The sequence below is a fragment of the Pseudomonas sp. FDAARGOS_761 genome (assembly GCF_013343155.1).
GTDB lineage: Bacteria > Pseudomonadota > Gammaproteobacteria > Pseudomonadales > Pseudomonadaceae > Pseudomonas > Pseudomonas aeruginosa.
The window spans coordinates 398734-420966 of the sequence record NZ_CP054572.1; the positions used below are offsets into that span (position 1 = coordinate 398734).

At 61.3% G+C, this 22233-nt stretch carries 24 protein-coding genes and 2 pseudogenes; 3 read left to right on the forward strand and 23 right to left on the reverse strand.

Annotated elements, in window-relative coordinates; translation table 11 throughout:
• Nucleotides 1-5: 5 nt before the first annotated feature.
• On the reverse strand, nucleotides 6-944 hold the full coding sequence (locus FOC67_RS01860; protein ID WP_009316287.1) for a TIGR03756 family integrating conjugative element protein: 939 nt from the start codon (nucleotides 942-944) through the stop codon (nucleotides 6-8).
• Nucleotides 944-1375, reverse strand: a complete 432-nt coding sequence (locus FOC67_RS01865) for a TIGR03757 family integrating conjugative element protein (protein WP_083842360.1) — start codon at nucleotides 1373-1375, stop codon at nucleotides 944-946. The genes FOC67_RS01860 and FOC67_RS01865 overlap by 1 nt, the downstream gene beginning before the upstream one ends.
• Nucleotides 1376-3492: 2117 nt before the next feature.
• Here FOC67_RS01865 and FOC67_RS01870 point away from each other — a divergent pair.
• Nucleotides 3493-3711, forward strand: a complete 219-nt coding sequence (locus FOC67_RS01870) for a hypothetical protein (RefSeq protein ID WP_009316289.1) — start codon at nucleotides 3493-3495, stop codon at nucleotides 3709-3711.
• Here FOC67_RS01870 and FOC67_RS01875 read toward each other — a convergent pair.
• From FOC67_RS01875 to FOC67_RS01970, 20 genes are all read right to left on the reverse strand, one after another.
• Nucleotides 3708-4367, reverse strand: a complete 660-nt coding sequence (locus FOC67_RS01875) for a DsbA family protein (protein WP_009316290.1) — start codon at nucleotides 4365-4367, stop codon at nucleotides 3708-3710. The genes FOC67_RS01870 and FOC67_RS01875 overlap by 4 nt on opposite strands.
• Entirely contained in the window at nucleotides 4364-4648 is a 285-nt protein-coding gene (locus FOC67_RS01880) for a hypothetical protein (protein ID WP_009316291.1), read from the reverse strand. The genes FOC67_RS01875 and FOC67_RS01880 overlap by 4 nt, the downstream gene beginning before the upstream one ends.
• Entirely contained in the window at nucleotides 4645-7587 is a 2943-nt protein-coding gene (locus FOC67_RS01885) for a conjugative transfer ATPase (RefSeq protein WP_009316292.1), read from the reverse strand. The genes FOC67_RS01880 and FOC67_RS01885 overlap by 4 nt, the downstream gene beginning before the upstream one ends.
• Nucleotides 7587-8030, reverse strand: coding sequence for a TIGR03751 family conjugal transfer lipoprotein (locus tag FOC67_RS01890; RefSeq protein WP_009316293.1), 444 nt, complete (start codon nucleotides 8028-8030; stop codon nucleotides 7587-7589). Before FOC67_RS01890 ends, FOC67_RS01885 begins: the two co-directional genes overlap by 1 nt.
• Nucleotides 8008-9513, reverse strand: coding sequence for a TIGR03752 family integrating conjugative element protein (locus FOC67_RS01895; protein ID WP_009316294.1), 1506 nt, complete (start codon nucleotides 9511-9513; stop codon nucleotides 8008-8010). The genes FOC67_RS01890 and FOC67_RS01895 overlap by 23 nt, the downstream gene beginning before the upstream one ends.
• Nucleotides 9497-10381 (reverse strand): TIGR03749 family integrating conjugative element protein, encoded by an 885-nt coding sequence (locus FOC67_RS01900; protein WP_009316295.1) that lies wholly within the window; start codon nucleotides 10379-10381, stop codon nucleotides 9497-9499. Before FOC67_RS01900 ends, FOC67_RS01895 begins: the two co-directional genes overlap by 17 nt.
• A complete protein-coding gene (locus FOC67_RS01905) occupies nucleotides 10378-11037 on the reverse strand; it encodes a PFL_4703 family integrating conjugative element protein (RefSeq protein WP_003086164.1) in 660 nt (219 codons plus the stop codon). The genes FOC67_RS01900 and FOC67_RS01905 overlap by 4 nt, the downstream gene beginning before the upstream one ends.
• A complete protein-coding gene (locus FOC67_RS01910) occupies nucleotides 11034-11420 on the reverse strand; it encodes a TIGR03750 family conjugal transfer protein (RefSeq protein ID WP_009316296.1) in 387 nt (128 codons plus the stop codon). The genes FOC67_RS01905 and FOC67_RS01910 overlap by 4 nt, the downstream gene beginning before the upstream one ends.
• 10 nt (nucleotides 11421-11430) lie before the next feature.
• On the reverse strand, nucleotides 11431-11787 hold the full coding sequence (locus FOC67_RS01915) for a TIGR03745 family integrating conjugative element membrane protein (protein ID WP_009316297.1): 357 nt from the start codon (nucleotides 11785-11787) through the stop codon (nucleotides 11431-11433).
• 17 nt (nucleotides 11788-11804) lie between these two features.
• Nucleotides 11805-12044 carry a TIGR03758 family integrating conjugative element protein gene (locus tag FOC67_RS01920; RefSeq protein ID WP_003099839.1) on the reverse strand — a complete coding sequence of 80 codons (240 nt, stop codon included), beginning with the start codon at nucleotides 12042-12044 and terminating at the stop codon, nucleotides 11805-11807.
• Nucleotides 12041-12379, reverse strand: coding sequence for an RAQPRD family integrative conjugative element protein (locus tag FOC67_RS01925; RefSeq protein ID WP_020750393.1), 339 nt, complete (start codon nucleotides 12377-12379; stop codon nucleotides 12041-12043). The genes FOC67_RS01920 and FOC67_RS01925 overlap by 4 nt, the downstream gene beginning before the upstream one ends.
• A 93-nt stretch (nucleotides 12380-12472) precedes the next feature.
• Nucleotides 12473-12778, reverse strand: a complete 306-nt coding sequence (locus FOC67_RS01930; protein ID WP_009316299.1) for a hypothetical protein — start codon at nucleotides 12776-12778, stop codon at nucleotides 12473-12475.
• A gap of 108 nt (nucleotides 12779-12886) precedes the next feature.
• Nucleotides 12887-14368, reverse strand: a complete 1482-nt coding sequence (locus FOC67_RS01935) for a UvrD-helicase domain-containing protein (RefSeq protein WP_009316300.1) — start codon at nucleotides 14366-14368, stop codon at nucleotides 12887-12889.
• Between the two features lie 10 nt (nucleotides 14369-14378).
• Complete coding sequence (locus FOC67_RS01940) at nucleotides 14379-15125, reverse strand: TIGR03747 family integrating conjugative element membrane protein (RefSeq protein WP_009316301.1); 747 nt, start codon at nucleotides 15123-15125, stop codon at nucleotides 14379-14381.
• A complete protein-coding gene (gene traD / locus FOC67_RS01945; RefSeq protein ID WP_009316302.1) occupies nucleotides 15125-17356 on the reverse strand; it encodes a type IV conjugative transfer system coupling protein TraD in 2232 nt (743 codons plus the stop codon). Before traD ends, FOC67_RS01940 begins: the two co-directional genes overlap by 1 nt.
• A gap of 3 nt (nucleotides 17357-17359) precedes the next feature.
• Nucleotides 17360-17629, reverse strand: coding sequence for a hypothetical protein (locus FOC67_RS01950; protein ID WP_009316303.1), 270 nt, complete (start codon nucleotides 17627-17629; stop codon nucleotides 17360-17362).
• 8 nt (nucleotides 17630-17637) lie between these two features.
• A complete protein-coding gene (locus FOC67_RS01955) occupies nucleotides 17638-18138 on the reverse strand; it encodes an integrating conjugative element protein (protein ID WP_009316304.1) in 501 nt (166 codons plus the stop codon).
• Nucleotides 18135-18716: a hypothetical protein gene (locus FOC67_RS01960; RefSeq protein ID WP_003121011.1), complete on the reverse strand. Its 582-nt coding sequence runs from the start codon at nucleotides 18714-18716 to the stop codon at nucleotides 18135-18137. The genes FOC67_RS01955 and FOC67_RS01960 overlap by 4 nt, the downstream gene beginning before the upstream one ends.
• Nucleotides 18701-19456 (reverse strand): TIGR03759 family integrating conjugative element protein, encoded by a 756-nt coding sequence (locus tag FOC67_RS01965; RefSeq protein ID WP_009316305.1) that lies wholly within the window; start codon nucleotides 19454-19456, stop codon nucleotides 18701-18703. The genes FOC67_RS01960 and FOC67_RS01965 overlap by 16 nt, the downstream gene beginning before the upstream one ends.
• Nucleotides 19457-19466: 10 nt before the next feature.
• Nucleotides 19467-20159, reverse strand: coding sequence for a hypothetical protein (locus FOC67_RS01970; RefSeq protein ID WP_009316306.1), 693 nt, complete (start codon nucleotides 20157-20159; stop codon nucleotides 19467-19469).
• A 195-nt stretch (nucleotides 20160-20354) separates the two neighbouring features.
• Between FOC67_RS01970 and vapB the strand changes: the two genes are divergently transcribed.
• Together vapB and vapC are read left to right on the forward strand one after the other, a co-directional pair.
• Nucleotides 20355-20585 (forward strand): type II toxin-antitoxin system VapB family antitoxin, encoded by a 231-nt coding sequence (gene vapB, locus FOC67_RS01975; protein WP_031627788.1) that lies wholly within the window; start codon nucleotides 20355-20357, stop codon nucleotides 20583-20585.
• A pseudogene (gene vapC, locus FOC67_RS01980) lies at nucleotides 20585-20995 on the forward strand (tRNA(fMet)-specific endonuclease VapC). The gene vapB and the pseudogene vapC overlap by 1 nt, the downstream one beginning before the upstream one ends.
• Nucleotides 20996-21100: 105 nt before the next feature.
• Here the strand turns inward: vapC and FOC67_RS01985 are convergent.
• A pseudogene (locus FOC67_RS01985) lies at nucleotides 21101-22208 on the reverse strand (IS3 family transposase).
• Nucleotides 22209-22233 lie beyond the last annotated feature (25 nt).

Below are 22233 nucleotides of genomic sequence, written 5' to 3' on the forward strand. Positions count from 1 at the left end.
TGTCCTTATTGGAAGTCGGTACTGCCGAGGAAGACCTGCCCCTTGCGCTGGCAGCAGGAGTAGGGTCGCCAGAGCGCCCAGGCGTAATCGCCGTCGACGGCTTGCGTCTTCGGCCCTGAGTTGGGAAACACCGCGCAGTTGAGGCTCAGGGATGGGGTCAGCTCCTGCCATTTCCCGGTCGAGGCATCGCCTTCTTTCAGCTCGCCCGCCGGCCAGTAGCCGTCCTTGGGGGCTGCGCGCATGGGAAGGTAGACGTGGAGTTGGCCGACTCGCGTGGTGATGTCGCCGGCGCGCTGGGCGATGACGGCTGCCGTCTTGTAGTCGTCGGTCTGGTGCAGGAATCCGCTGCGCGGATAGAGGTTCCCCCACATGTCGCCGGAGAAGATTCCACCCACCTCGCGCAGCCCTGGGACCAACGCTTCGGGGTACACCTGCTCGGGAATTCCATGCCGCCAGCCAATGGCGTCCAGTGTGCTGAGGAAGTACGGCACCAGCGGGAAGGTGGCGCCAGGGCAAACGTACCCAGAGGCGCTGGCGAACCGGCTGAACGTGGCCCCGCCAGGATGGCCGATCACATCCGCTTCCTTGAAGCGGCCGATGCTGTTCTCGGCCTTGTAGTTGGTGGTCGCGTCATTGCCGGCCTGAGCGAGTGGACTCGGAGTGCCTAGCGCCGACACCTCGGTCCAGGGGTTGCTCCCGGTATTCGCGTAGCTGGAGACGACTGCGTCAGGCACGTAGTGGCGGACCTTGACCGACGTCTTCACCTTGCAGCCATGTGGGCCGCAGAGCAGCCAGTAGCAGATCCCGACGACCTTGTATTCGAGGCACTGAGGGGAAAGGGTGGAGGAGACGATGGCAGCGCTGTTGATCGCGGCCGAGGCCGTGAACGAGAGGCTGAAGGTAGCGGCCGCCGCTGCCAGGCGGCGGAGGTTGAGGCTGGTCATCAGCGCGACCTCCTGGCCTTGGCGATCAGCTCAAGCGCGCGCGAAACATCCGGTTCGCCGTAGACCACGTACTGCCTATCGACTACTACGGCAGGGATCTTCTCGACACCGAGACTCCACGCATCGGCGACGTCTTGTTGTGCCTTGACCAGCTCTGCCTGCAGGCGGCGCCCTTCGGGGCTTTGTAGCAATCGCTTAAACGCCGCTTGAGCATGCTGTGGATCCTGGGGCAAGGCGGCAGTCAGTTGCTCTTCGAGGTGTTCCTGGGCGTCCAGAAACAGAACGCGCGACGATCCGGTGGCAGAGACCGGATGAGCCTTGTCGGTGATGACCCAGGTTTCGGCCTGGCTCGCGCCGCTCAGCAGTACCAGTAGTAAGCCAACGGCCAGCGTTTGTGGCCGCCGGCCAGGGGAAGAGTGATGAAGAGGCATGGGTCTGTACCGGTTCGAGGAAGGTACAGACAGGAGACAGGATCGCTTGGGATAGAGCAGCAGGAAATCATCACTACGTCGCCGGAGTATTTTTTACCGCTGTAAGGGCGAGTTGTTGGCGCATGGTGCAGAGGAGGGGCCTAGTAACTCATAAGGTAGAAGTGAGCTTCCAAGCCATCTCGTATTCAGGTGTTTGCGCGGACTGAGCAGTCGCTGCCGAAACAGTTATTTTTGTTGCTAAGAGGCAGGAAGGCTGCGCTGAGATTCCTACTAGTGAATTAGATAGTTGTTGTCTTCTGAAACAGAACTGAAGCGAAATTGGGGGTAGGGTTTTTCTAGGTGAAGGGTAACTCTTGAGAATTACAAGGGTGTGACGCAAATGTTGTATTTTTCTTGCAGTATGAAGATGGGTGGTTGGGTCGGATATAGGTACTTCTCTCTATTTTCTTTAATTGCTCTCATCTATGGGTGTGTCGGTGGTGGAGGTGGATCGGATGAGATTGGGCAGCACTGCTTTGAGAGAGAGCAAAAGCTTTCCGGAGTTAATGATAATGAAGAGGGGAGTGTGAGGTTGAATCGGCTGAACTGCGATCCAATTGAAGGTCGTGTTCTTGAATCAGAGAAGCTGATAAGAAAGCCGCCCAATGAGCTGGGTATTCACTGAGTTAATAATTTTTAGCCTGGAGAGGTATTTTTGAAAATGAAAAAATCACTTGTTATGTCGGCTGTGCTTTTGGTGGCTAGCAATTTCGCGTGTGCTGATGAGGGCTCAAATGATGGAAGTGAGATATGTCGGGCGCAGGGTGGAGTAGAAATAACAAGTATGGGGGAAGTCTCAAAGGGTGTGGATGTTGAAGATGTTGTAGTTTGTTCGATTCTTCCAAGTAATATGAAGTCGAGTCAAATAGCGCCTACACTCCCTCCTCTGCAAAGGATGATCATTTCGGCAATGCCTTCACCAGGAACGGTCACTGTTTCTGCCAGCGGAGATAGGAAATTTACAACATCTTGCCGGGCAAATCTTTATGCTCCACGTTATGCCAATTTCTATCCAGACGGTGTTAGCAGGGGAACATCAGATCTACGATGTGTTGGTTACAATACACCCGGGAATTCATCTCAAGGGTGTAATGTGTCATGGGTCGGCCCGACCGACATTCAATTGGGTGTTGAGCCATATGGCGGATCTGTTGTTGTAAACTACAGTTGCACTGCATTCAAAACAACGATTCCAGTGATAATGAGCTACAGTTATCGTGATGGGCGGGCAGTGTATGGCGAGGTCCAGAATGTGTCAGGAATAATAAATGTGGTTTTGAACTAAGGATGCGCCTTAGTAGGATTTTATTTCAAGGTGTTCAGCTTGTGAATGTGCTGCAGGGCACTCTATAGAGTGCCCTGCATAGGCTGGAAGTCGTTTGGCTGAGGGCTAGTCTTTCGAGTTCGATATGGCACGTTGATGAAGGCTGGTAAAAAGTCCTGTCTGTGTGGGTGGCAGGCGAGTGGCGCGTTCAGACGCTAATGTGGAGTTCAAGGTAGGGTTCCGACGCCGAGGATCCTCTTTGGGTGGAGTCATTTGCTGAGCCATGCAGTTATAAGACAGGCTACGTGCTCCATTGACTTGGACATCGATACACGAAGATTCAGATTGTTCCGAGTGTGACTCTGCGGGCGGGGAGGCAGCAGCCTGCTGTGCCAAACCAACTATAGGCAACAAGAATATAATTCGAAGAATTTTAATAAGCATTCCAATCTCCTTAACCCTGAGGGTTGGATGAGACTCAATAGTAACCTCAAGTTATGAGGAAAGATGAACCGCCTATCGTTTTGTAGTCTTGGTTAGGTCAGGCACACGCTAGTGAGTAGTACTAAGAGTAAGCCGATAGCCAGGGGGCGTGGTGGCCCATTTGGGGAAGTGATGAAGAGGTGCGGGCTTGTACCGGTTCGAGGAAGGAATAGACAGCAGACAGGATCGCTTGCGATGGGGCAGCAGGAAACCATCAGCCCGTCCGTATCCAGAACTGCTGCTTGCAGCGTTAGGGGTGACTCCCTCATGCCCTAGAGGGCATAATCCCTGTATGGAGATGGCTAACTGATATTAAGGAGTGGTCGAAGTCATGGAACGCTTGCTCGAGAGCATTTACATCAATGCCCGGCCGGCGATGGAGTTGAGGCTTAGCCTCACCAGCTCCGGCCGCAAGAGAATGGTAAAGATTGTGGATGGGGAGGAGGTCGAGGTTCTGCCAGGTGAAGTGCAGGGCATCCTGGAGGCCCAAAAGAGGGATGTTGGAATCCTCGCCGATTTCTTAGCCAAGAGTCTCTTGGCGCGACACTAGTGATCCTTGGCTAGCCAGTCTATAGCCGACAGCAACGTGGCCTCATCGGCCATGCCCTCCAGCTTCACGCTTCGTCCCGTCTGGTTGTCCCGGATGACCAGGGTCGGGGTCGCTGTAATGCCCTTCGACTGTGCAGTGTCGATGTCCGTCTTGATCAACTGGTCCACCAGATCTTTGTCTTTCGCACATTTCTCCAGTCGAGACTGGTCCAGTTCAGGAAAGTCCAATGTGCCGCCAGCCAGCCCGCCCCCGTTGCCGGCCGACTGAGCGAAGATCGCATCGATAGCGCTCCAGAAGGCTTTGGCGCCGCCTTGGATCCCCGCGCACTCCACCAAGCGAGCCTGGTGGCGGGCCGCCTCGCCATGCATCTGCAGGGGAAGATGCCGCCAAACCAGGTTCACGTCCGGATGGCTGTCTACCCAGCGCTTAAGCCGCGGGGTGTAGACCTTGCAGAAGGGGCACTCCAGGTCGGCGTATTCATTGATCGTCCAGCGCGCTTTCGCATCGCCGTAGAGGCTGTGGTTGGCTGGCAGCCCCTTCACCAGAAGCTCGACCCCTATGGCGGATGCAGCCAGCAAGACCAGCAGCAGCCCCGCCCAGGGCAGGGCGGGACCTTGAAATCGTTTCGCTGCCCAGCCGCCCTTCAACAGTCTCACGCTTGCCTCCGCTGTAGGATTTCCGCACGGTCCACGGCCTCGATGAGCGCCTGTTGGGCCGTATCAGGCTGTGGATGTTGTTGCAGCCATTCATCCAGGAGCTTCTTTATCTGCGGGACGATATCCCGGCGATCGACCGCCCTCAGTTGAATCTGCTGCAACTCCTCGATCAGTACAGGAGCGCATATCCTGAGCGTCTGCAGGGCATCTTCTTCGGGGTTCTGCAGGATCTGGGTCAGGTTGTCGATCAGGTTCTGGGTCAGCGAATTCAGAGCTCTCATTCGTCCTGGCACTCCACTGCCGGTTGGTCTGGGAAAACAATGGGGAAGGGTGGCAGGCCGCGCGCCTGGTCGAGATCCGCTGCGACCTGCAAGGCCGCCTCGAGCTCGTCGCAGCCGGTGGCTTGCATGATGTTGTAGCGCTGGTTCTTTTCTTCGTTTTCGGTCATGGCCAGAGCCAGGTAGAGACTCGGGGGAACCACGCGGAAGAGGTACTCCTTGCCCTTGGCCAGGAGCACGCCCTCGGTGAACTTGCCGCTTTCCTTGCGGGCCGAGAGCATCATCGACTTCTGCGCCGGCGACAGCTCGCGGAACCTGGAGATCTTCTCTACCTCGTCGGGGGGCATGTTCAGGCACAACCACCACTCGATCATGTTCAGCATCGGCGCCCCGGAGGCTGGGATGTCGTCGATGTTCTGGGTGGCGAGCCAGAACCAGGCGCCCAGTTTCCGCCACATCTTGGTGATCTTCATGGCGTAGGGCAGCAGCAGCGGGTGCTTGGTGATGATGTGCCCCTCATCGGTGATCTTGACGATGGGCCGGCCCTTGAATTGGTCGCGTTCGGCGATGTTGTTTACGGTGTTCAGCAGCGAGATGTAGGCGATCCCGAGCTGGGCGGCGTAGCCTTCGCGCGCGTAAGTCGCGAAATCCACCACGGTGAGATCGGCTTCAGGCCAGGGCGTGCCTTCGCGATTGAACATCTCGCCGTCGGCACCCATGCAGAACATCTGCATGGCTTCCGCCATTTCGGCCAGGCGCGCGCGCCGTTCTGGCGCGGTGCCATCGCTCCTGGAGGCCTCGTAGAGCGCATCGCGCACGTCCTGGGTCAGTACCGTGCGGTTCGCGGCGGCGCAGGTCCTGGCCGCCGCCAGGATCGCCTGGCGGACGGCGCTGCGATCGGCACGGGTCAGGCGCGCGTCTTCCTTCTCTTCGCCGCCGGTAATCATCAGGCGGGCGACGATCTCCATCTCGCCCAGGATGTCTCGCTGGTCGTCCTCGAGGTCGGCCTTGCTGCCCTGGACCGAGTCCGAGGCCTCGACGTCTTCGGCGTCCAGGACCTTCACTTGGTCGGGGCTCTCGACCAGCTTGATGGCGTCCGCGAACGGTGCCAGGCTGACGCCGGAGCCCGGGGCGAGGCGGACCCGGTGGACCGAGAGGCCAAACCGCTTGGCGAAGTCGGCCAGCAGGCCGAAGCTGTTGCCCGCTTCCGCGACGAACATCCGCGGCAGGTACATGGCGAGCATCTGGCAGATGAGGTTGGTCAGGGACGCCGACTTGCCGGAGCCAGTTGGCCCGAAGATGAAGCCGTGGGCATTCATCTGCCGGTCCAGCTTGTTGAACGGGTCGAAGGTCAACGGTGCGCCGCCACGGTTGAACAGCGTTAAGCCAGGGTGTCCGGTACCGGTGGTACGCCCCCAGATGGGTGATAGGTTGGCGATGTGCTGCGCGAACATCATCTGGGTGTACCACTCCAGGGCCCGCTTTTCGTTCGGATCGAAGTTCGAGGGCAACCAGCGCAGGTAGCTGTTCAGCGGTCCGACTTCGTTCTGCGGTTCGACCGGCACCAAGCCGGCGCCGAGCAGTACGTTGCTCAGGGTGATGCAGCGTTCCTCCAACTGGGTGTGGTCGCGGCCGCGCACGAACAGAGCGATCGCTCCGCGATAGAGTTTGTGCTCCCGGCCGATCAGGCGTCGAACGGTGGCCACGTCCTCGCGGGTGTGGATCGAGGCCTGGGTGTCACCAACGGCCTTTTTCGAGAGCTGTTGCAGATGCCCTTCCAGCATGTCCTGCGGCGTCACGACCATGGTGATGCACAGCAGCGTGTCCTCGGGCATTCGATCGAACAGGGCGTTGAGGCCATCGCCTTTGAGCGTCTCGCCGGTGACGTGGCCTGTCAGCGGCGCTTTGTTCAACTGGTCGACCACAATCACTCGGTGCGGCATGGCATCGAAGAGCCACACGCCCTGGGCGGCATCGGAAACAGGCTGCCGATAGAACAGGTTCTGGGAGAAGTCAGTGCCGTCGGCCAGCGGCAACTCGTCCTGCAGGATCGGTTCGTCCGGCCGGCAGACCAGTTCGTAGAAGCGACGTAGATCCGCATCGGTCTTGCCGAGGTGATCCGGATGCGGGTTGAACCAGCGGATCAACCAGTTCCTGATCTCCTGTCCGCCCATGCGCGAAGCGACGATGCCGGCGTTCGCCAGGCCGCCTTGGATACGCTCGCAGATGGATTTCAGATATGCCGCCGGGTCCTGTCCGCGAATCTGCGCATCCGCCTTTCGGATCCGGCGGTAGACCACCATCCGCACGCGCCGCTGTTGTCCTCGCCAGGGCAGTTTGCTGACGGCGGTGTCGACGAACAGTCCGCCCGGCTTCGAAATGCCCTCCAGGTGATGCTTCATGAGCGCCAGGTACATCTCGCTGAAGGCCGATCCTCGCGCTCGAGGATGGACGTACTGCCTCAACTGCTCCTGGAAATCGTCCCAGCTGATCTCGTCCTGGGCGTAGAACTGGACAATCCAGGGTGAGGTTTCGTGCTCGTCGAAGGAGTTCTGCAGGGCTTCTTTCAATGCGTCCCGGGCGTTCTGCATCCAATTGGGATCGCGGCCCTCGGTGCCCAAGGGCACCAGTTCGAAGAATGCGGCGCGCGAACGCCCATCTTCCAAGAGCATCACCTGTTCGTCGGGCAGGTACTCGGCCCAGGGCAGCAGGTCTACGAACGATGGGGCGTGATCGTAGAGGCGTGACGCTTGAGCCTGCGTGGCGCCATTCTTGCTCCCGGTGTTAGGCAGAGGAATACCCATGGCGGCCAGTCGCGCCAGATAGCGCTCAGTCGCTTCCTCCGCGGCCGCTACGTCCAGCGCTCCTGAATCTTCGGGAGTGTCTGCCGGTACCGACTTAGGCTGTGTGCGACCGCGCAGAAGGGTTTGAAAAAGGCCCATCAGTAGTCCTCCGTGCGCTCGCCCGGCATGGCGTACTGGACTCGCTGGTAGAAGGGGAACACGGTGGTGTAGCCCGGTACCGGGGCGGGATCGCTGCCGGCCAGGTGCGGGAACACATACATGACCAGGTCGGGATTGGGCAGTCGTTTGAACTGGCTGTGGATCTCGTTGCTGGCCGTGCGGGTGTAGTCGGCCTGGTCATTCGCGGCGGCAGCCTGCTGCGGATCGATCGGGCGCCGCAGCGTTTGCCTGGCATCGAGGAGCAGCCGGCCACGGCTGTTACCTATCGAGCTGGTTGTACCTTGCTGCCAGACGTCGAGCATGTTGGCCTCGCCGTGGGGCAGCATCTCCTCCTTGCTGGTGGAGCACGCTGCCAGAGTCAGCGCGAAGGCCAGGCCGGCGCAGAGACGAAGAAGGGGGTTAGTCCAGGTCTGCTGTTGCATGAGCGGCTCCAGAGCTGTAGTCGACCTTGCGGCCCTTGAGTTCGTAGTCGATCGCCAGTTGCTGATCGAGATGCACGGCGACCCGTGCGCCAGGTTGCACGTAGACGGCGGCGAAGGCCTCGCCGTACAGCTTGTTCATCCACTGCCGGATGTCGCTGACGCCGCCGGAGAGGATGCTGTTGAGGGCCGAGTTGCTGTTGGTTCCGGTCGTCCCGAAGCTGGTGCCGTTGCCGCTGAAGACGGTACTGGTGTTGTTCTCGTCGGCGTCCAGGAGCTTGGCGATGCCGGCCCCGGCAGCCGTGAGTAGGCTCTGATTGCCCAGGTACTCCTTGGCATTGGATCGGCGATCACCGGCGATGCATGGGATGCCGTAGGGGTCGCTGATCCAGCCGAGGCCGCCCTGGATGGTTTTCTGGTCGGCGCTGGCGGTCTGGTTGTTGTTGCTCTGGTTGTCATTCACCTCCTCGGCCGGCGCCGGGAAGGTGCGCACGGTCCCGTCGTTGAACACGAACGTGAGGCTGCGGATCTGCCCACGCACGCAGGAGAGTGTCCAGTCGCCCGAGGCGGTCCCGCTGGCTACCGCGCCGGCGACGTCCGGCAGCTCGATGCCGTTGGCGGTGAGGTTGTCCGGGCCGATGAGGATTTTGAACGGGTAAGGATCATTGACCGTCCCGTCGACCGGCACACGACCGATCAGCGCGGACATGGCCACCGAGCCCATGAGTGTCGAGTTCTGCGGCAGCGTGTAGGTCTTGCGGACGAGCTTGCGGTTTTCCAGGTCGGATCGCTGTTGGCCGACTGGGTGCAGCCCGTCATCGATCCGCTCCAGCGCGTTCTGTCCGCGATCGACCGCATTGCCGAAGGAGGTCGGGAAGCTGAATCCGCTCGGTTGGGTGGTGGAGCCGGCGGCCAGCGGCTGGCCATTGGCATCGACCGCGCGGGCGTCCTGGGGCTCGATCCAGACGATATCCGATGACGACGAGCCCGTTCCCTGCAAGTGCTGGCCATCCTCTGGTCGCACGCCGAATCCTACGGGCAGGTCGGTGTCGCCGGCCTCGGGAATGTGGGTTAAGTTCTCGAGCCGTTTCTGTACCTGGTCCAGGATCGTCTGGCTACGGTTTTCCTGCTGTTGCTGCAGTTCCTGGGCGGTATTGTTGAGCTTCTGCTCTATGTTCTGATCGATGTTGCGCAGGCGGCCCTGCAGGTTCTCATTGGCGGCTTTGAGCGAGTCATTCTCCTGGATGACCTTGCTGATCTGGTCCTTGAGCTGTCGGCTTTCCGCCACGATGGTGCGTAGTGTGTCGGCGGGCGTGTCGCCGTCGATGCCCAGGGTTGCCGCTTCTTCCGACGTTACCGTCGGGGTTGCGGCGCCTTGTGATTGCGCGCTTTCCTTCTTGCCCATCATGCTCACGCCGATCAGGATGGCGCCGATGACGACGGGGATGACCAGCAATTTCAGGAGGGGATTACCGGTCAGCGCCACGACGGCCTCCTTTGGGATCGATCTGGCTGATGGAGGAGGGCAGGAGCGCGTCGGCAAGGCCGCGGCCGCGCGTCACCAGATACACGGTGGTGGTGTCGGAAGCGTCGCCCCGGGCCCCCAAGTACGGGTGCTGGAAGGTCGCGGCGACGAAATTGCCCATCAGGTCCCTGGGATCCAGGACCAGGTGCTGGGCGCTGGCGTTCTGCAGCTTCACCGCCGTGACGTAGTAGTCGTCCAGCCGCCAGGCGCCCAAGGCGGTAGCCGTGATGGGCAGACTGGGGAGCAGGGTATTCAGGTCGAGCTTTCGCTTGACGCGCACCTGACCGACGCCATCCACCGGTTCCACCGTGCGAAGCGGGGCATAGAGCATCTGCGCCGCATAGCGCGTCAGAACCACGGGGACGGGCGTTTCGCGCGGCACGGCCTTCGGTGCTTCTGCCTGCTCGGTCTGTTTCGCTGCTGCCGATGGCTGGGCTTCCCGGGGCTGGCCATAGTGCGGAGCCACGGGCTCGCCGGCGACGATCCTGACCGGCTCGCGCGGTTGTTGATCGGCCGCGGCTTCGGTGGCGGCGATATCGATGAGCATCTGCTCGCCATTGGTCGCGTCCTGCAGGCGCAGGCGCGCTGGAGGAATCGGTTCGTTGGCGAGCAGGTAGAGTGCGCCGCCGGTACTCTGGACGCGCAGCTTGCCCTGCAGATCCCGAGGAACGCCAACTCGCACGTTTCTGTCGACAAAGACAATGCGTTCCTGGCCGACCGTCAATGGAATGGCCAACGGAATGCGCTCCCAGCGCAGAATCTCCACCGCGTGGGCCAGTGTGGGTAGGGCAAGCATTAGCAAGAGCGAGCCTGTCGACTTCCGGATCATAGACCTCCCTCCCGCTTGGTGGGGGCGGCCGGCTCCTCAAGCTCGATACGTTGAGGCGTATCGGAGTAGCAGTCCCACTGCAGGCCGAAGGGATTGGTCTCTGGGTCGACGTCGGCGCGGATGACGTGCAACGGGTAGCGGGCCAGCGCGCGCTTGATTTTCTCGCCGGCGTAATACTCCGTGCTGTCCATGTCCAGGTTGACGGTCCAGTCATTGATCGAGTGCTGGATCACGCGGCCATTGCTCTCGCCAATGCCTCGACCGGGGATTTCCGAGGTGGTGCGCTCGCGTCCCCTGAGCTCGCCGGCGTTACGACGAAACTCGAAGTCTTTCTCCAGGAAGACTTTGCAGGAGGGAGTGAGGTAGGCGGCGTAGCGGAACAGGTTTCCCTTGTAGTCCACCTCGCCGTCCTTGGGCCAACGTTGCACCTGCTGGAAGATGTAGAGGCCGAATGCATAGACACTCTCTGGCGGAATGTCCCACCACAACCGGGTGCTCCCTGAACGCAAGTCGGGCGGAATGTGGATCCAGAGGTCCTTGCGGGCTTCCCAGACGCAGTAGGCCAGCACCACGATGACCATGCACAAGAAGCCGGTGATGAACCGGAACGTGTTGATGTGAGCCTGCTGTTGCGCGGTGTGTTTTCTGAAACTCATGGGGACTCCGTGCGTCGACTGGTCCAGGCGCCGGAGCGCGTCACCAGGCGACGGTTGCCGAAGACGGGAAAGCGCAGCGAGAGGGCCAGCTCCACCTGGCGGTAGAACCAGGTGTCAGGCCGCCCCCGCTTCATCCGCCGCAGGACGCGGCTGCCGATACCCAGGCCGAGGGCGCCTACCAGCAGCGCGCCCAGTGGAATGCAGGCAGCGTTACCTGCGACCAAGGCAGCCGGGATGCCAAGAACGAACCCGACTGCTCCGCAGGTGAAGACCGTGATCCACATTTCGTCTGCGGTCAGGCCGCCGATGACCACCGGTTGCCGGTTCAAACGGGTCGGCAGGAAGCTGAGGGTTCCATCCTGAAACAGATGTTCTTCGGGCATGGGAAGGCCCTTACATGATGGTGGTGGCTTTGGTGACGAGATAAATGATCAAGATCAGCAGGCCGACACCTACGGCTACGCCCGCTCCGAGATCCGACCACTTCTTCTTCCCGTCATGGATGGCGTGATAGGTGCCGTAGGTATGCCAAGCGACCCCCAGAAAGACAGCCGCGCAGATGAGCAGCGCGAGGAGCATCGCTCCGTCATAGCCGAAGTTCTGGATGGTTTGCATGATTCCCGACCCTTCCCCACGGCTAGGGGCCTCGGGTTTGGGGAGTGCAGCCAAGGCGACACCTGGGAGTGCCAAAGAGATGGCTGCCAGGCGCCGGCAGAGGGTGGACAGTTTCTGGAGGGTGAATTTCAGCATGAGTGTCTCCGTATGGGTCAGCTGAGGAGGAAGAAAGAGGTGATGCCGAGGAGGACCACGATCCGTATCGCGGAAACGCCGGCAGTGGCGCTGTCGAGGTTGTTGGTGGCCCAGCCGCGCCAGGTGCTGTACATCGCCCAGGCGGACCACAGCAGGAGAAAGGTCATCGCTGCTCCAATGAACAGCCCCTCGCCGGCCGATGGGGGAAAGCCAGCGGCGGCCTGGAACGCTGATGTCTGGGCTCCGCTCATGCTCACGGCATCGGCCCTCCGCGCAGGGTGTAATTCCCGGATAAGTCGGAAGGGTCACGCGGCTGCGCGCGGCTGGGGGTCATGTAGTCCTGCAGGCCTTGGCGGATGCGCTGCAGGTCAGCGGCCAGGCGTGAGTAGTCGAAGTAGAAGCGCTGTCCGGGCTCATCGGCGCTCTGGGCACTGCGGCGGGCGGTGTCCTCGAGGGCGTTGAGCTGCCGGATCATCACCTCCAGGTTCGCCTGCTCGGAGGCGCTCGCTGCGAAAGCTCCCTGTGCGACCAGCGCACTGCAGGCCAAGACGGCCAGGCAGCTTCGGCGAAGGGATGGATGTGGAGTGTTCACGGCGAATCTCTTGCAGATCAGGGTGCGATCAGCTTGCCGATCGCCCTGATTCCATTCCGCAAGAAATACTCGGCGCGGGTTCGGGGTATTTTTTTATGAGGTTGCGCGCTTGAAAAACAGCAGGTAGCTGACGGGCAGAGCGACGCCCCAAGCCCAGCCTTGGGCGTTTTGATTGCCGATCTCGGTTACGCCCCGCATGAGTGGCTGAACGCTCACCAGCTCCCAGCCTTCCTGGCCCAGACGCACGACCTCGGCCCAGCGCAGAGGGTTGAGCAAGGCGTGGTCGTCGGGTTCCAAGGTGTCTTCTTTGTGTTTGAACATCGCGACCCCCTTGGTGAGGGTTTTGTAGGGAATGTCGATGTTCTCGACATGGTATTCGAAGGACTGTTTTATGCTCATGGTGTGCTCCTGGATCGGTTCGGGGAAAACCGCACCGTTTCAGGGGCAGGGGGAGGGCTTCAATCGAAAATACCCTTACTGGGTACCGTGGATTTCTGCAGTTTCGCTTTACTCCCTATTACTGACCACCAGCTCCTTCAGCTTTCTCTCGTCCACGTACCGCTGCATGATCGACAGCACCAGGCTGTTGATGGCGAGGACCTTCATCGCGCGGGTCACTGCGACGTAGATCAGGTTCAACTCATCGTCGCGCTTGCCTGGGTCGGTGTCGGGGGCCAGCGGGTCCGCGTTGAAGTCGTCGTACAGGCAAACGAAATCCCATTCCAGCCCCTTGGCCTTGTGTGCGGTGGTCAGGGTGATCGTTGCGTCCAGCTCATCGTCAAGGGTCAGTGAGCGAAGCTCGAGGATCCGCGCCGGTAGATCAGGGTAGGTCGAGATGATCTTGATCGAGCGCAGCATTTCACTGTCCTGGCTGATCTCGGCGATCTCCACGTACTGGGTGTAGTCGCGGTAGTCCCGGAGCAGCTTTTTGTTCTGGACGTTTTGGCGCAGGCCTCGGCTGAATGCGTACAGATCCTCCAGGTCGCGCAGCGAGTAACTGTCGATACCGCCTACCCAGTAGAACTTGGGCGCCGGATTATTGCGCACACGCTGCAGGGCATTTTCGATGACGCCGATAACGGTGCGGTGAATGAAAGTGCGGTGAGGAAGGTCCGCCGGGAGGGACTTTTTCACCAGCGTCTGCGGGCCCAGTCCTTGAAGTTTCCGTGTCTCGCCCTTGTAGGAGAGGATGATGTTGGCCACGTGCGCAATCGCGGGGCCGAACCGCCAGCTCTGGGTCAGGTAGTGCTCCTCGGCGCCGACCATCCAGTCGCTGTTCAGGGCATCTTCCGCGCCTCTGAACCGGTAGAGCTGCTGGTGGGGATCGCCGACGATAGCCATTTTGATGCGCTGCCAGTGGGCAATGTCCGCGATCACTGGGTTGATGTCCTGTCCCTCGTCCAGGAGCATGCAGTCGAAGCGCTGGCTCAAATCGGGCTTGCTCAGTTGATACAGCTTCAGGTAGCCGTCATGGGGCATCAGCATGCCGGTGTCCTGGAGATCTACCATGCGCCTCCAGACTACTCGCGCCATGTCCAGGCCCTGCTTGAGGAAGCGTTCCTGGGCACTGGTGAGGAACGCCTTGTCGCGGAAGCGCGGGAAGTGCGGTCGGCCGAGTTCCGCGTCGGCGCTGGCCATGTAGTTGTTCAGCGTGGCCAGCACGTCACGTACCAACTCCCAGTCTTGGGTATCGAGTCCGCGGGCGATATCAGTCAGACGCAGGTTCTTCGTCTTCTTGTGGGCGTACTGGATGCCGTACACCGCATGAGCCAGGCTGTGGGCGGTCTTGCACACTACGTTGCGGGGGAACTTGCCCTTCGCGGCCTTTTCCACCGAGCTGTTGTAGCAGAGGTAGAGGATTCTCAGGGTAGGGTTCGCCTTGGCAAAGCCCACCAGGGTGGTGGTCTTGCCAGTGCCGGCGAAGGCTCGCACCAGGATCTTCGATGCCTTCGACTGGATGATCGGTGACTGTTCGTGAGTCCACTGCACGGCGGGTCTCCTACAGGTACTTTTTGAAGGTGGATGCTGTGATGCATACCGCTACGCCGAGCAGCGCGGCGCAGGGCAGCAGGATGAGCAAGGGGTTGATGCTGATGGGGATTGCCAGGTAGAGCGTCCAAGGGACGACCGCTAGCGGAATGATGCTGCCGCGCGCCTTGTGGTAGAGGTAGCTGGACTCCCGGCCGGCGCCGAACTTGCGCAGGTCCCGGCGCACCAGGCCGTCCACCAGGCCGGTGAACGCGGCCATCAGGAACAACGGGATCGTCATGACCAGAATCACCAGGCGCACGACGAATGTCAGCACCGTGTACAGCGCGGCCAGGCCGTAGTTCTGCAGCGTGGAGACACCCTGGGCGGTGAGATAGCGAACGTCCAGAGGGCTCCGTGGCCCTGCCTGCGCGATGGTGGTCATGTTGGTCATCCAGTCGACTATCCCGGTCTTCACGAACAACCAGTCATAGGCCAACTGGGCCAGCCAGGTGGCGGTTCGACCTGGCTCCTGCACGACGACGCTGTGTAGCAGCCCTTGCGACAGCCAACTGAGTTCGTACTCGAACATGGCCTGGGCATGCTTCCAGCCCGCGTCAGGCCAGAAGAAATACAGGCAAACCCACTCCACGATGATTGCGCCGACCAGCGAACCGAACATCACGCCGAGAAATTGGAAGGGCGTACTGATGATGGTGCCGACAAGGGTCTTCTGGCTCTCTTGTTGCTGCTCTGCACGTTGAGTGACTTCAGCCATCAGGCGGCATCCTCACCGGCGCCGAGGTGACGGAAATCGTCGACCAGGTCCTGGGGCAGACCATCCTGCAGGGCGGAGTATCCCGGCGCCTCCCACCACTCGCTGTTAGCGGCCTGGCCCTTGCGCATACCGGCAGCCAGCTCCTGCAGGCTTTTCGGCATCACCTCGTCGGGATCGACCGCCGGCAGCGGCATTCGGATCTTCCAAAGATTGCCGCCCTCGAGGAGCGCGAACGCCTGTCCTTTGGGCAGACCAACGATGTGGGCCGGCTCGAGCATCGGCACGCTGGTCATCTGCACCTGGTCGTGCGAGCTGGAGGTGAAGGCTGCCTTCTTGTTGTTGATTGCGTCGTTGGCGCCGCTCGCCGGCGTGCTGGTGTAGATCTGGACCTTGGGGAGCTGGTTGGTCAAGAGTTCGGCCGTGGCGGTCTCGCGCACCCGCAGCATGAACAGGTTGTTGAAGTTGCCGATGATCTGACCAGCCTTCGCACGGGAGCCGATCTTGGCCTCGATGTCGCTCATGGTCTGGGTGTAGGCCGTCACCTGCACACCGGCGCCGCCCGCTTTGTTGACCATGGGGATGAACTCGTCGCCAATCAGCTCGTTGAACTCGTCGGCATGCAGGTTGATGCGGACCTTGCCGCCGGCGAGTGAGCCGGGCAGGCCGTCATCGACTCCATGCTTGTAGATGTGACCCGCGACCGAGACCAGGTCGCTGAACATGGAGTTGCCCACCGCGGCGGCGACCTCGGTATCCGATAGTGCGTCGAGGCCGACGTAGACCACGGCGCGTTTGCGGATGACCTGCATCCAGTCGAAGATCGGCCGCGGATCGTTGAGGTCCGCGTAGTTGGGCGAAAGCAGCTCCGAGATCCGCCCGGTGGTGAGTTTCTCCAGCAGCGGCAGCAGCGAGGCCACGATCTTGTCGAAGTAGGTCTTGTCGTAGCGCACGGCGCTCTTCAGGCCTTCCATGACCGGGTCGGCGATGCGTTTCTGTGTCAGGTACTGGTAGATGGCCACGACACGGAAGGGCCGCCCTTTCATGTTGAATGGCACGTTCTTGTCGTTGAGCTTGCCCTCGATATGGATGATCGTGTCCCAGGCCCTCGGGTCGTGCTCGCTGATGTACTTCTGGGCGTACTCGACGAACAACGCATCGATGTTCACGACGTGCCGTAGGATCTGCTGGTAGTCCGGGCGGATGCCCAGCGCGTGCAGTGCGCGGGCGATGATGTTGACGAACCGCCAGGCAAACTCGCGGAACGCCGCGCTGTTGCCTTCGCCGGAGAGCTGGCCGGCGACGCGGGTGGCGACCTCGGAGATCCGGCCGAACCGGCCGACGGCGTTGTAGCGTGCCGATAGGTCAGGGTGGCCGAGGTGGAACACGTAGAACTCATCCAGGCGGCCGGCACGCTCGCACTCCACGTACATACGCTTGAGCAGGTCTGCATCGCCTTTCGGGTCGAAGACGATCACTACTTCGTAGTCCGGCTGCTCCTCTGCGCGCCGGCGCCGGTGGCCGTGGTGAACCGTCTGGGTTCGCCGGCCCATCTTCGCCCGCCGGCGTCGGCCCCGGCAGTGGGTGCGGCGAATATCCTGGGTGATGAACAGCTCCGCGAGTCGCGTCTTACCCACCCTCGTAGTGCCGAGTACCAGTGTGTGGCCGACGCGCTCGCCCAGTTGCAGGCCTACATCCTGTTCGCGCGGCTCGATGCCATGGAGCCGAGGCAAACCGCCCACGGGCGGCAGCGGCCGTGCGGGGTTCCAGGCCACGTCCCAGGCAGTGGCTTTGGCGACCAGCTTCAGAGGGAAGGGGGCGAACTCAAGCTGCTTCTCCAACCGGCGCGCGCGCTCGTAGAGCGGCGAGGGCTCGACGTAGGAGGCGAACTGGGGCAGGTAGGTATCTGCCAGGCGCTGCGTATGCTTCTGCGTCCACGGAAAGCCTCTACCGATGAACAGGTGTTCGTTGCTCACCGGCATTTCGGCGCTGGTCATCGTGTACTTCGGCAGTCGGCGAATGTTCCGCCGGTAGCGGAGCACCACGCCGGCCTGCTTCAGCCGCACGATACCCAGCCAGGCGAAGCCCAGTGCGGCCACGATGCCGAACAGCGGAGTGAGGGCGAACGTCCATGGCGCGACGATGCAGAGCGCGGCCGCGGTGAAGCACACGGTGGTGGTGTAGAGCTCCACGGCAGGCCGCAAGAGCGCTTCCAGCGGGTACTGGCCAGCCATGGGTTACACCTTCAGGCTTGCCGCCGGCTGCAGGCGGCCCGGTCGGCGGCCCTTGGCATGAAGTTCGAGCACCTGTTTCCTGGCTTGCTCTACCTCATGATCAGGCAGCATCTGCTCCAGCAGCTCGCAGAGGGTCGACTCGTCCTCTAAGGCCTTGGACGCCACCTCACCGCCGTAGCGTGAGATCAGGTCGAGCAACCCCTGGTACATGAGTTGGCGTGCCTGAGCGTCGCTCGGCTGCTTGATGACTAGGGTGATCAGGTGAGTAGTCATGAGGACTCCTACTGCTGGATGGCGGTGGGTGTGATGAGGGCGGGGTAGTGCCGCAGTCCGAGCCGGTCGACCAGGTCGTCCGCCGGCGCCGGCAATATCTGAAGTCCTTTCCCCCAAGCACGGATTTCCGTCAGACGCGCTTCGCTGGCCACGTTCACTGCCAGGCCCACAGCGTGGAGGCCTCGGAGCTCGTCGCCTCGCTCTTTCAGCCAGGTTCGAGACAGCGTGTCGTCGCCGACCAGGAACAGCGGTTGCAGGCCTGGGGCGTTGATGGCGCGCCCCTGAACCTGGCCTGGCGAAAGGCGTACCGAGCGAACTGGAAACGCACCTGAGCCACGGACACCCAGGTCGCCAGGTCCTGGTGTGGCAGCGGATGGCTGCGGATCCAGGCCCTGGTAGTAGGGGAGCGCCGAGGCGCCGCCGAGGTCTTCGACAACGATCAGCCCGGCGGCCCAGGCTTGAGTCGCGAACGCCGTGCAAAATGCCAGCGTGGCAAGGATCTTCTTCATGGATTGGTCACCAGTAGGTTGACGCCGAGGACTTGGCTAAGGTGGCGGGATACCGTCCTACGGTATTTGGCGGCAGGCGCGCCGCCGGCGGGGCGGTGGTAGCGGCCGGCAACTTGGATCCAGTCCACCGGTCTTCCCGGGGCGGATGCATACAGGGCGTCCCGCTGCTCGATCAGGATGTCGGAGGTGGCGTCCAGGTTCTTGTACGGATCCAGGGACTCGCAGGGGCTGGAGAAACGATGTCCGTTCCAGCCGATATTGACCTGGCCGAGGCCGGAATCGACGCTCTTGGCCCCGTAGAGGTTGATTGCCGCGAGTAGCGCTGTGCAGGCGGCGGTGCGGGTCGCGTAGTAGTAGGATTTCCCGGCGACGTTCAATGTCCAGGGCCAGGGAACGTATTCGCCGCGCAGCAGGACCTTGCTCTCGGTCAGCGCGACCGAGTAGAGCACCTCGGCCGGAACCCCTTTGGGCAGGGCGATCTGCTTGTACGCCGGCGGTGGATCCACGGCGGCCTGAGCGATGTTGGCCAGGACCAGCAGAGCGGCCAGCTGGAGGGCGCGAATTACAGACGTTGCCATCGGCCGTTCACCTCCTGTACCAGGGCGGGAAGGACCCCGCCCAGTCCCAGGGCCATCCAGCGGCCCTCGTCATGATTGAGCGTGATCTGCTTGCTGCGAACCTTCTTCGGGTCGACGCCGGCGAGGATTGCCCAGTGCCGCACTCGCTCTGCGTCGTTCTGGCTACCGACGAAGTAGAGATCGAACTCCTTGTTCTGCTGTTGCAGGTCGCGGACCCACTGGATGCAGGCGGTGCAGTCGTCCTGGACGAACAGGGCCAGGCGCCCGCTGCTCTGCAACGCTGGGCTCATATTCGGGGCGCCCGACGGGTTGGCCGTGCTGCTTTCGGTGAGGCGGATCACCCCCTCGCCTGGATAGGCGCGGGCGAAGGCTTCGTCGTATGCGCGCTGGTAGGCGAGTTCCTTCTCGACCCGGCGCCGTTCGGCCTGGACCTGTAGATCGGCATACCGCCGCCGTTCCTCTGCTGATCGCGCCTCGATGCCCAGCGCGGTCAGCGGGTCAATGCCAGGCGAGTACACGCCCCGGGGGCCTTGCATGAGCGTCTGGTAGCGGGTCCATTCCTGTTGATTCAGTCCCCACTCCTGGGCCAGGTCGCTCTGAGATGTCTGCTGTTTCAGCGTGCCGAGTTGGCTACCGGACAGCTGGCTGCTGGCCTCTCGGCTTGCAGCAGCCTCCTGGCCGACTGCTGGATAGCTCAGCAGCAGCACCAGGCCGGACAGGAGCGATACGGTTCTATTCATGTGTGGGGTCCTATGGTTGGATGCGAACGCTGCGCGAGGCGCCGGCGACGTCGAAGTGCGCGGTACGATCGTCAAGGTCGGTCAGTCGCCAGATGGTGCCGGCGACGGCATCGCCCTGGCGAATGAGGTAGATCTGGCTGAGCTGGGTGGATCCCGGAGGTGCAACCGACAGAAACCGTTCGCCCCCGCGATACTCCACGCCGAGGATCGAGAAGGGCGGGGGCTCTATCGGTTTGGGTTTCGGCTTGGGCTTGACAGGGAAGGCGCCGCGCTTCGGTGGAGGCACGATCAGCGGCAGAGCCTTGGCTTGCTTCTCTTGCAGCGTGCGGACAGAACCGTCCAGCGTCTCCACTGTTGCCTTGAGCACCAGGAGATCGCCGGCCGAGGCGATGGTTTGAGCCAGGTTCTCGACGGCGTCGGAGGCCTGCTTGGCGAAGGCCTGCGCGGCGTCAATGCGGTTGGACAGCGCCTGCTGGCCTGAGCGGAAGTCCTCGTTGCTGACCAGGCGCTGTCCATCCACGGCGTCCAGGCGTTCGTCGACGCGATTCAGCCGGGCCAGGATCGCCTCGATGGAAGACTTCTCGGCGGCGCTGTTGACGCCAGACCTGAGCTGGACGAGTTGGTACTGCTGGTAGCCCAGCAGGCCGGTCGTTGCCGTCAAGCAGAGGCCAAGAATCATGGATGCAGGGGATGGGCGTTTCATGGGTGTCCTCGTGCGAAGCTGGGGACAACCTCTCAAACAGACCGTATCTGATGCAGTAGGAAATACTCGGTTGGAGTGGCGGGTATTTTCGGGGGCAGAGTCTATGGGGGGAGCCAGGCTTTATATATCCCGTTGACATATCCCTGTGCCGGGCTACAGTGGGATATACGTTCGATATATCCTTGGAGGTGTGCTGTGGAACAAGGCGCTGTTTTTCAGAGCAATCGCAGCCAGGCGGTAAGGTTACCCAAGGCTGTGGCGCTTCCTGATGACGTGAAGCGCATCGATGTGGTCGCGGTCGGTCGAGCTCGGATCATTACCCCTGCCGGCGAATCTTGGGAGAGCTGGTTCGATGGTGAGGGAGTAACAGCCGACTTCATGGCGGAGCGGGAGCAGCCAGCCGATCAGGAGCGTGGGGCTTTCTGATGCTCAAATACCTGCTTGACACCAATATCTGCATCTTCACCATCAAAAAACGACCGTAGGAGGTACGGGAGGTCTTCAAGCGGCACCACGGCCAGATGTGCATCAGCACCGTGACATTGATGGAACTGATCTACGATGCGGAGAAGTCCTCTAACCCCGAGCGTAACTTGTTGGATGTGGAAGGGTTTGCAGCCCGTCTGGAGGTGATCAAATATGACAAGGATGCCGCAGTTCACACTGGGCAGCTTCGGGCCGAGTTGGCCCGCCTTGGTAAGCAAATTGGTCCCTATGATCAGATGATCGTTGGGCATGCCCGCTCTCAGGGGCTGATTGTCGTTACTAACAATCGTCGCGAGTTCGACCGTGTGCCTGGCTTGAGAGTTGAAGACTGGGTCGCCCCAGTCGTGTAACTGAGGAGATCACGAAGGAACTCGTCCCTCCAACTTCAGGGGACGCTCACCCAATAGCCGGTGTGTGCCGGCCTACTGACCTGCCCCCAGTTTTAGTACCGCTGCCTAGTTAGTAGGCCCTGGAGTTGATATTAATTTTTCCTGCTTCAGCTGCTGCTGGCGAGTTCGCCAACTTGCAGCAAATTCTGCCGGGGTGAGATTGCCAATCGCGCTGTGCGGTCGGTGTTCGTTGTAATCCCGCCGCCAGGCCGCGATGCGGATTCTCGCTTCGGCCAGCGAACAGAACCAGTGCTCATTGAGGCATTCGTCCCGGAACTTACCGTTGAACGACTCGATGAAGGCATTCTGCGTGGGCTTACCAGGTTGAATCAGCTTCAGCTTGATGTCGCGCTGATAGGCCCATTGATCGAGTGCCTTGCCGGTGAACTCGGGCCCCTGGTCGGTGCGGATCGCTTTCGGGTAGCCGCGAAACCGCGCCATCTCGTCCAGAGCCGTGTGACGCGAAAGCCGCTGATACCGTGCTCCACCAGGATGCCGACCGACTCCTTGGTGAAGTAATCGACCACCGTCAGGCATTTGATCCGCCGCCCGGTGCTCAGTGCATCGAAGACGAAGTCCATCGACCAGACCTGGTTTGATGCGCTCGGCAAACTCAGACGTTCGCGCTCCACCGCGACGCCATGGCGGCGGCGCCGTTTCACCATCAAGCCGGCAGCGCGGTACAGGCGATAGATCCGCTTGTGGTTGACCTGCACGCCCGCACGCCGCAGCAGGATGTGCAGGCGGCGATAGCCAAAGCGCCGGCGCTCTTGGGCCAGTTCCACCAGTTGGGCTTGCAGCTCGGTGTTTTGCACACTGGCTCGCGGCTGGTAGCGCAACACCGAGCGGGACAGCCCGATCAACTGACAGGCACGACGCTCGGAGATGCAGGTTCGCGCCTGCATCTCCTGCACCGCCTCCCGCCGTGCTGTCGGGCTTACCCTTTTCCCCGGGCGACCACTTTCAGCGACTCGATGTCGAGGTGGGCCTCGGCGAGCAACTTCTTCAATCGGCTGTTTTCCAGTTCAAGATCCTTCAACCGTTTGGCGGCCGCCACGGTCATACCGCCAAACTTGGCCCGCCAGGTGTAGAACGAGGCATCACTGAAGCCGTGTCGGCGACACAGTTCCTTCACCGGCACACCGGCCTCCGCCTGCTTGAGGAAGTCGAGAATCTGCTCTTCGGCAAACGCTTTTTCA

Excerpts from the sequence above, each read along its gene's own strand:
- FOC67_RS01860 (WP_009316287.1), bottom strand. The coding sequence starts at position 944 with ATGACCAGCCTCAACCTCCGCCGCCTGGCAGCGGCGGCCGCTACCTTC.
- FOC67_RS01865 (WP_083842360.1), bottom strand. The coding sequence starts at position 1,375 with ATGCCTCTTCATCACTCTTCCCCTGGCCGGCGGCCACAAACGCTGGCC.
- FOC67_RS01870 (WP_009316289.1), top strand. The coding sequence starts at position 3,493 with ATGGAACGCTTGCTCGAGAGCATTTACATCAATGCCCGGCCGGCGATG.
- FOC67_RS01880 (WP_009316291.1), bottom strand. The coding sequence starts at position 4,648 with ATGAGAGCTCTGAATTCGCTGACCCAGAACCTGATCGACAACCTGACC.
- FOC67_RS01885 (WP_009316292.1), bottom strand. The coding sequence starts at position 7,587 with ATGGGCCTTTTTCAAACCCTTCTGCGCGGTCGCACACAGCCTAAGTCG.
- FOC67_RS01890 (WP_009316293.1), bottom strand. The coding sequence starts at position 8,030 with ATGCAACAGCAGACCTGGACTAACCCCCTTCTTCGTCTCTGCGCCGGC.
- FOC67_RS01900 (WP_009316295.1), bottom strand. The coding sequence starts at position 10,381 with ATGATCCGGAAGTCGACAGGCTCGCTCTTGCTAATGCTTGCCCTACCC.
- FOC67_RS01905 (WP_003086164.1), bottom strand. The coding sequence starts at position 11,037 with ATGAGTTTCAGAAAACACACCGCGCAACAGCAGGCTCACATCAACACG.
- FOC67_RS01910 (WP_009316296.1), bottom strand. The coding sequence starts at position 11,420 with ATGCCCGAAGAACATCTGTTTCAGGATGGAACCCTCAGCTTCCTGCCG.
- FOC67_RS01915 (WP_009316297.1), bottom strand. The coding sequence starts at position 11,787 with ATGCTGAAATTCACCCTCCAGAAACTGTCCACCCTCTGCCGGCGCCTG.
- FOC67_RS01930 (WP_009316299.1), bottom strand. The coding sequence starts at position 12,778 with ATGAGCATAAAACAGTCCTTCGAATACCATGTCGAGAACATCGACATT.
- FOC67_RS01940 (WP_009316301.1), bottom strand. The coding sequence starts at position 15,125 with ATGGCTGAAGTCACTCAACGTGCAGAGCAGCAACAAGAGAGCCAGAAG.
- traD (WP_009316302.1), bottom strand. The coding sequence starts at position 17,356 with ATGGCTGGCCAGTACCCGCTGGAAGCGCTCTTGCGGCCTGCCGTGGAG.
- FOC67_RS01950 (WP_009316303.1), bottom strand. The coding sequence starts at position 17,629 with ATGACTACTCACCTGATCACCCTAGTCATCAAGCAGCCGAGCGACGCT.
- FOC67_RS01955 (WP_009316304.1), bottom strand. The coding sequence starts at position 18,138 with ATGAAGAAGATCCTTGCCACGCTGGCATTTTGCACGGCGTTCGCGACT.
- FOC67_RS01960 (WP_003121011.1), bottom strand. The coding sequence starts at position 18,716 with ATGGCAACGTCTGTAATTCGCGCCCTCCAGCTGGCCGCTCTGCTGGTC.
- FOC67_RS01965 (WP_009316305.1), bottom strand. The coding sequence starts at position 19,456 with ATGAATAGAACCGTATCGCTCCTGTCCGGCCTGGTGCTGCTGCTGAGC.
- FOC67_RS01970 (WP_009316306.1), bottom strand. The coding sequence starts at position 20,159 with ATGAAACGCCCATCCCCTGCATCCATGATTCTTGGCCTCTGCTTGACG.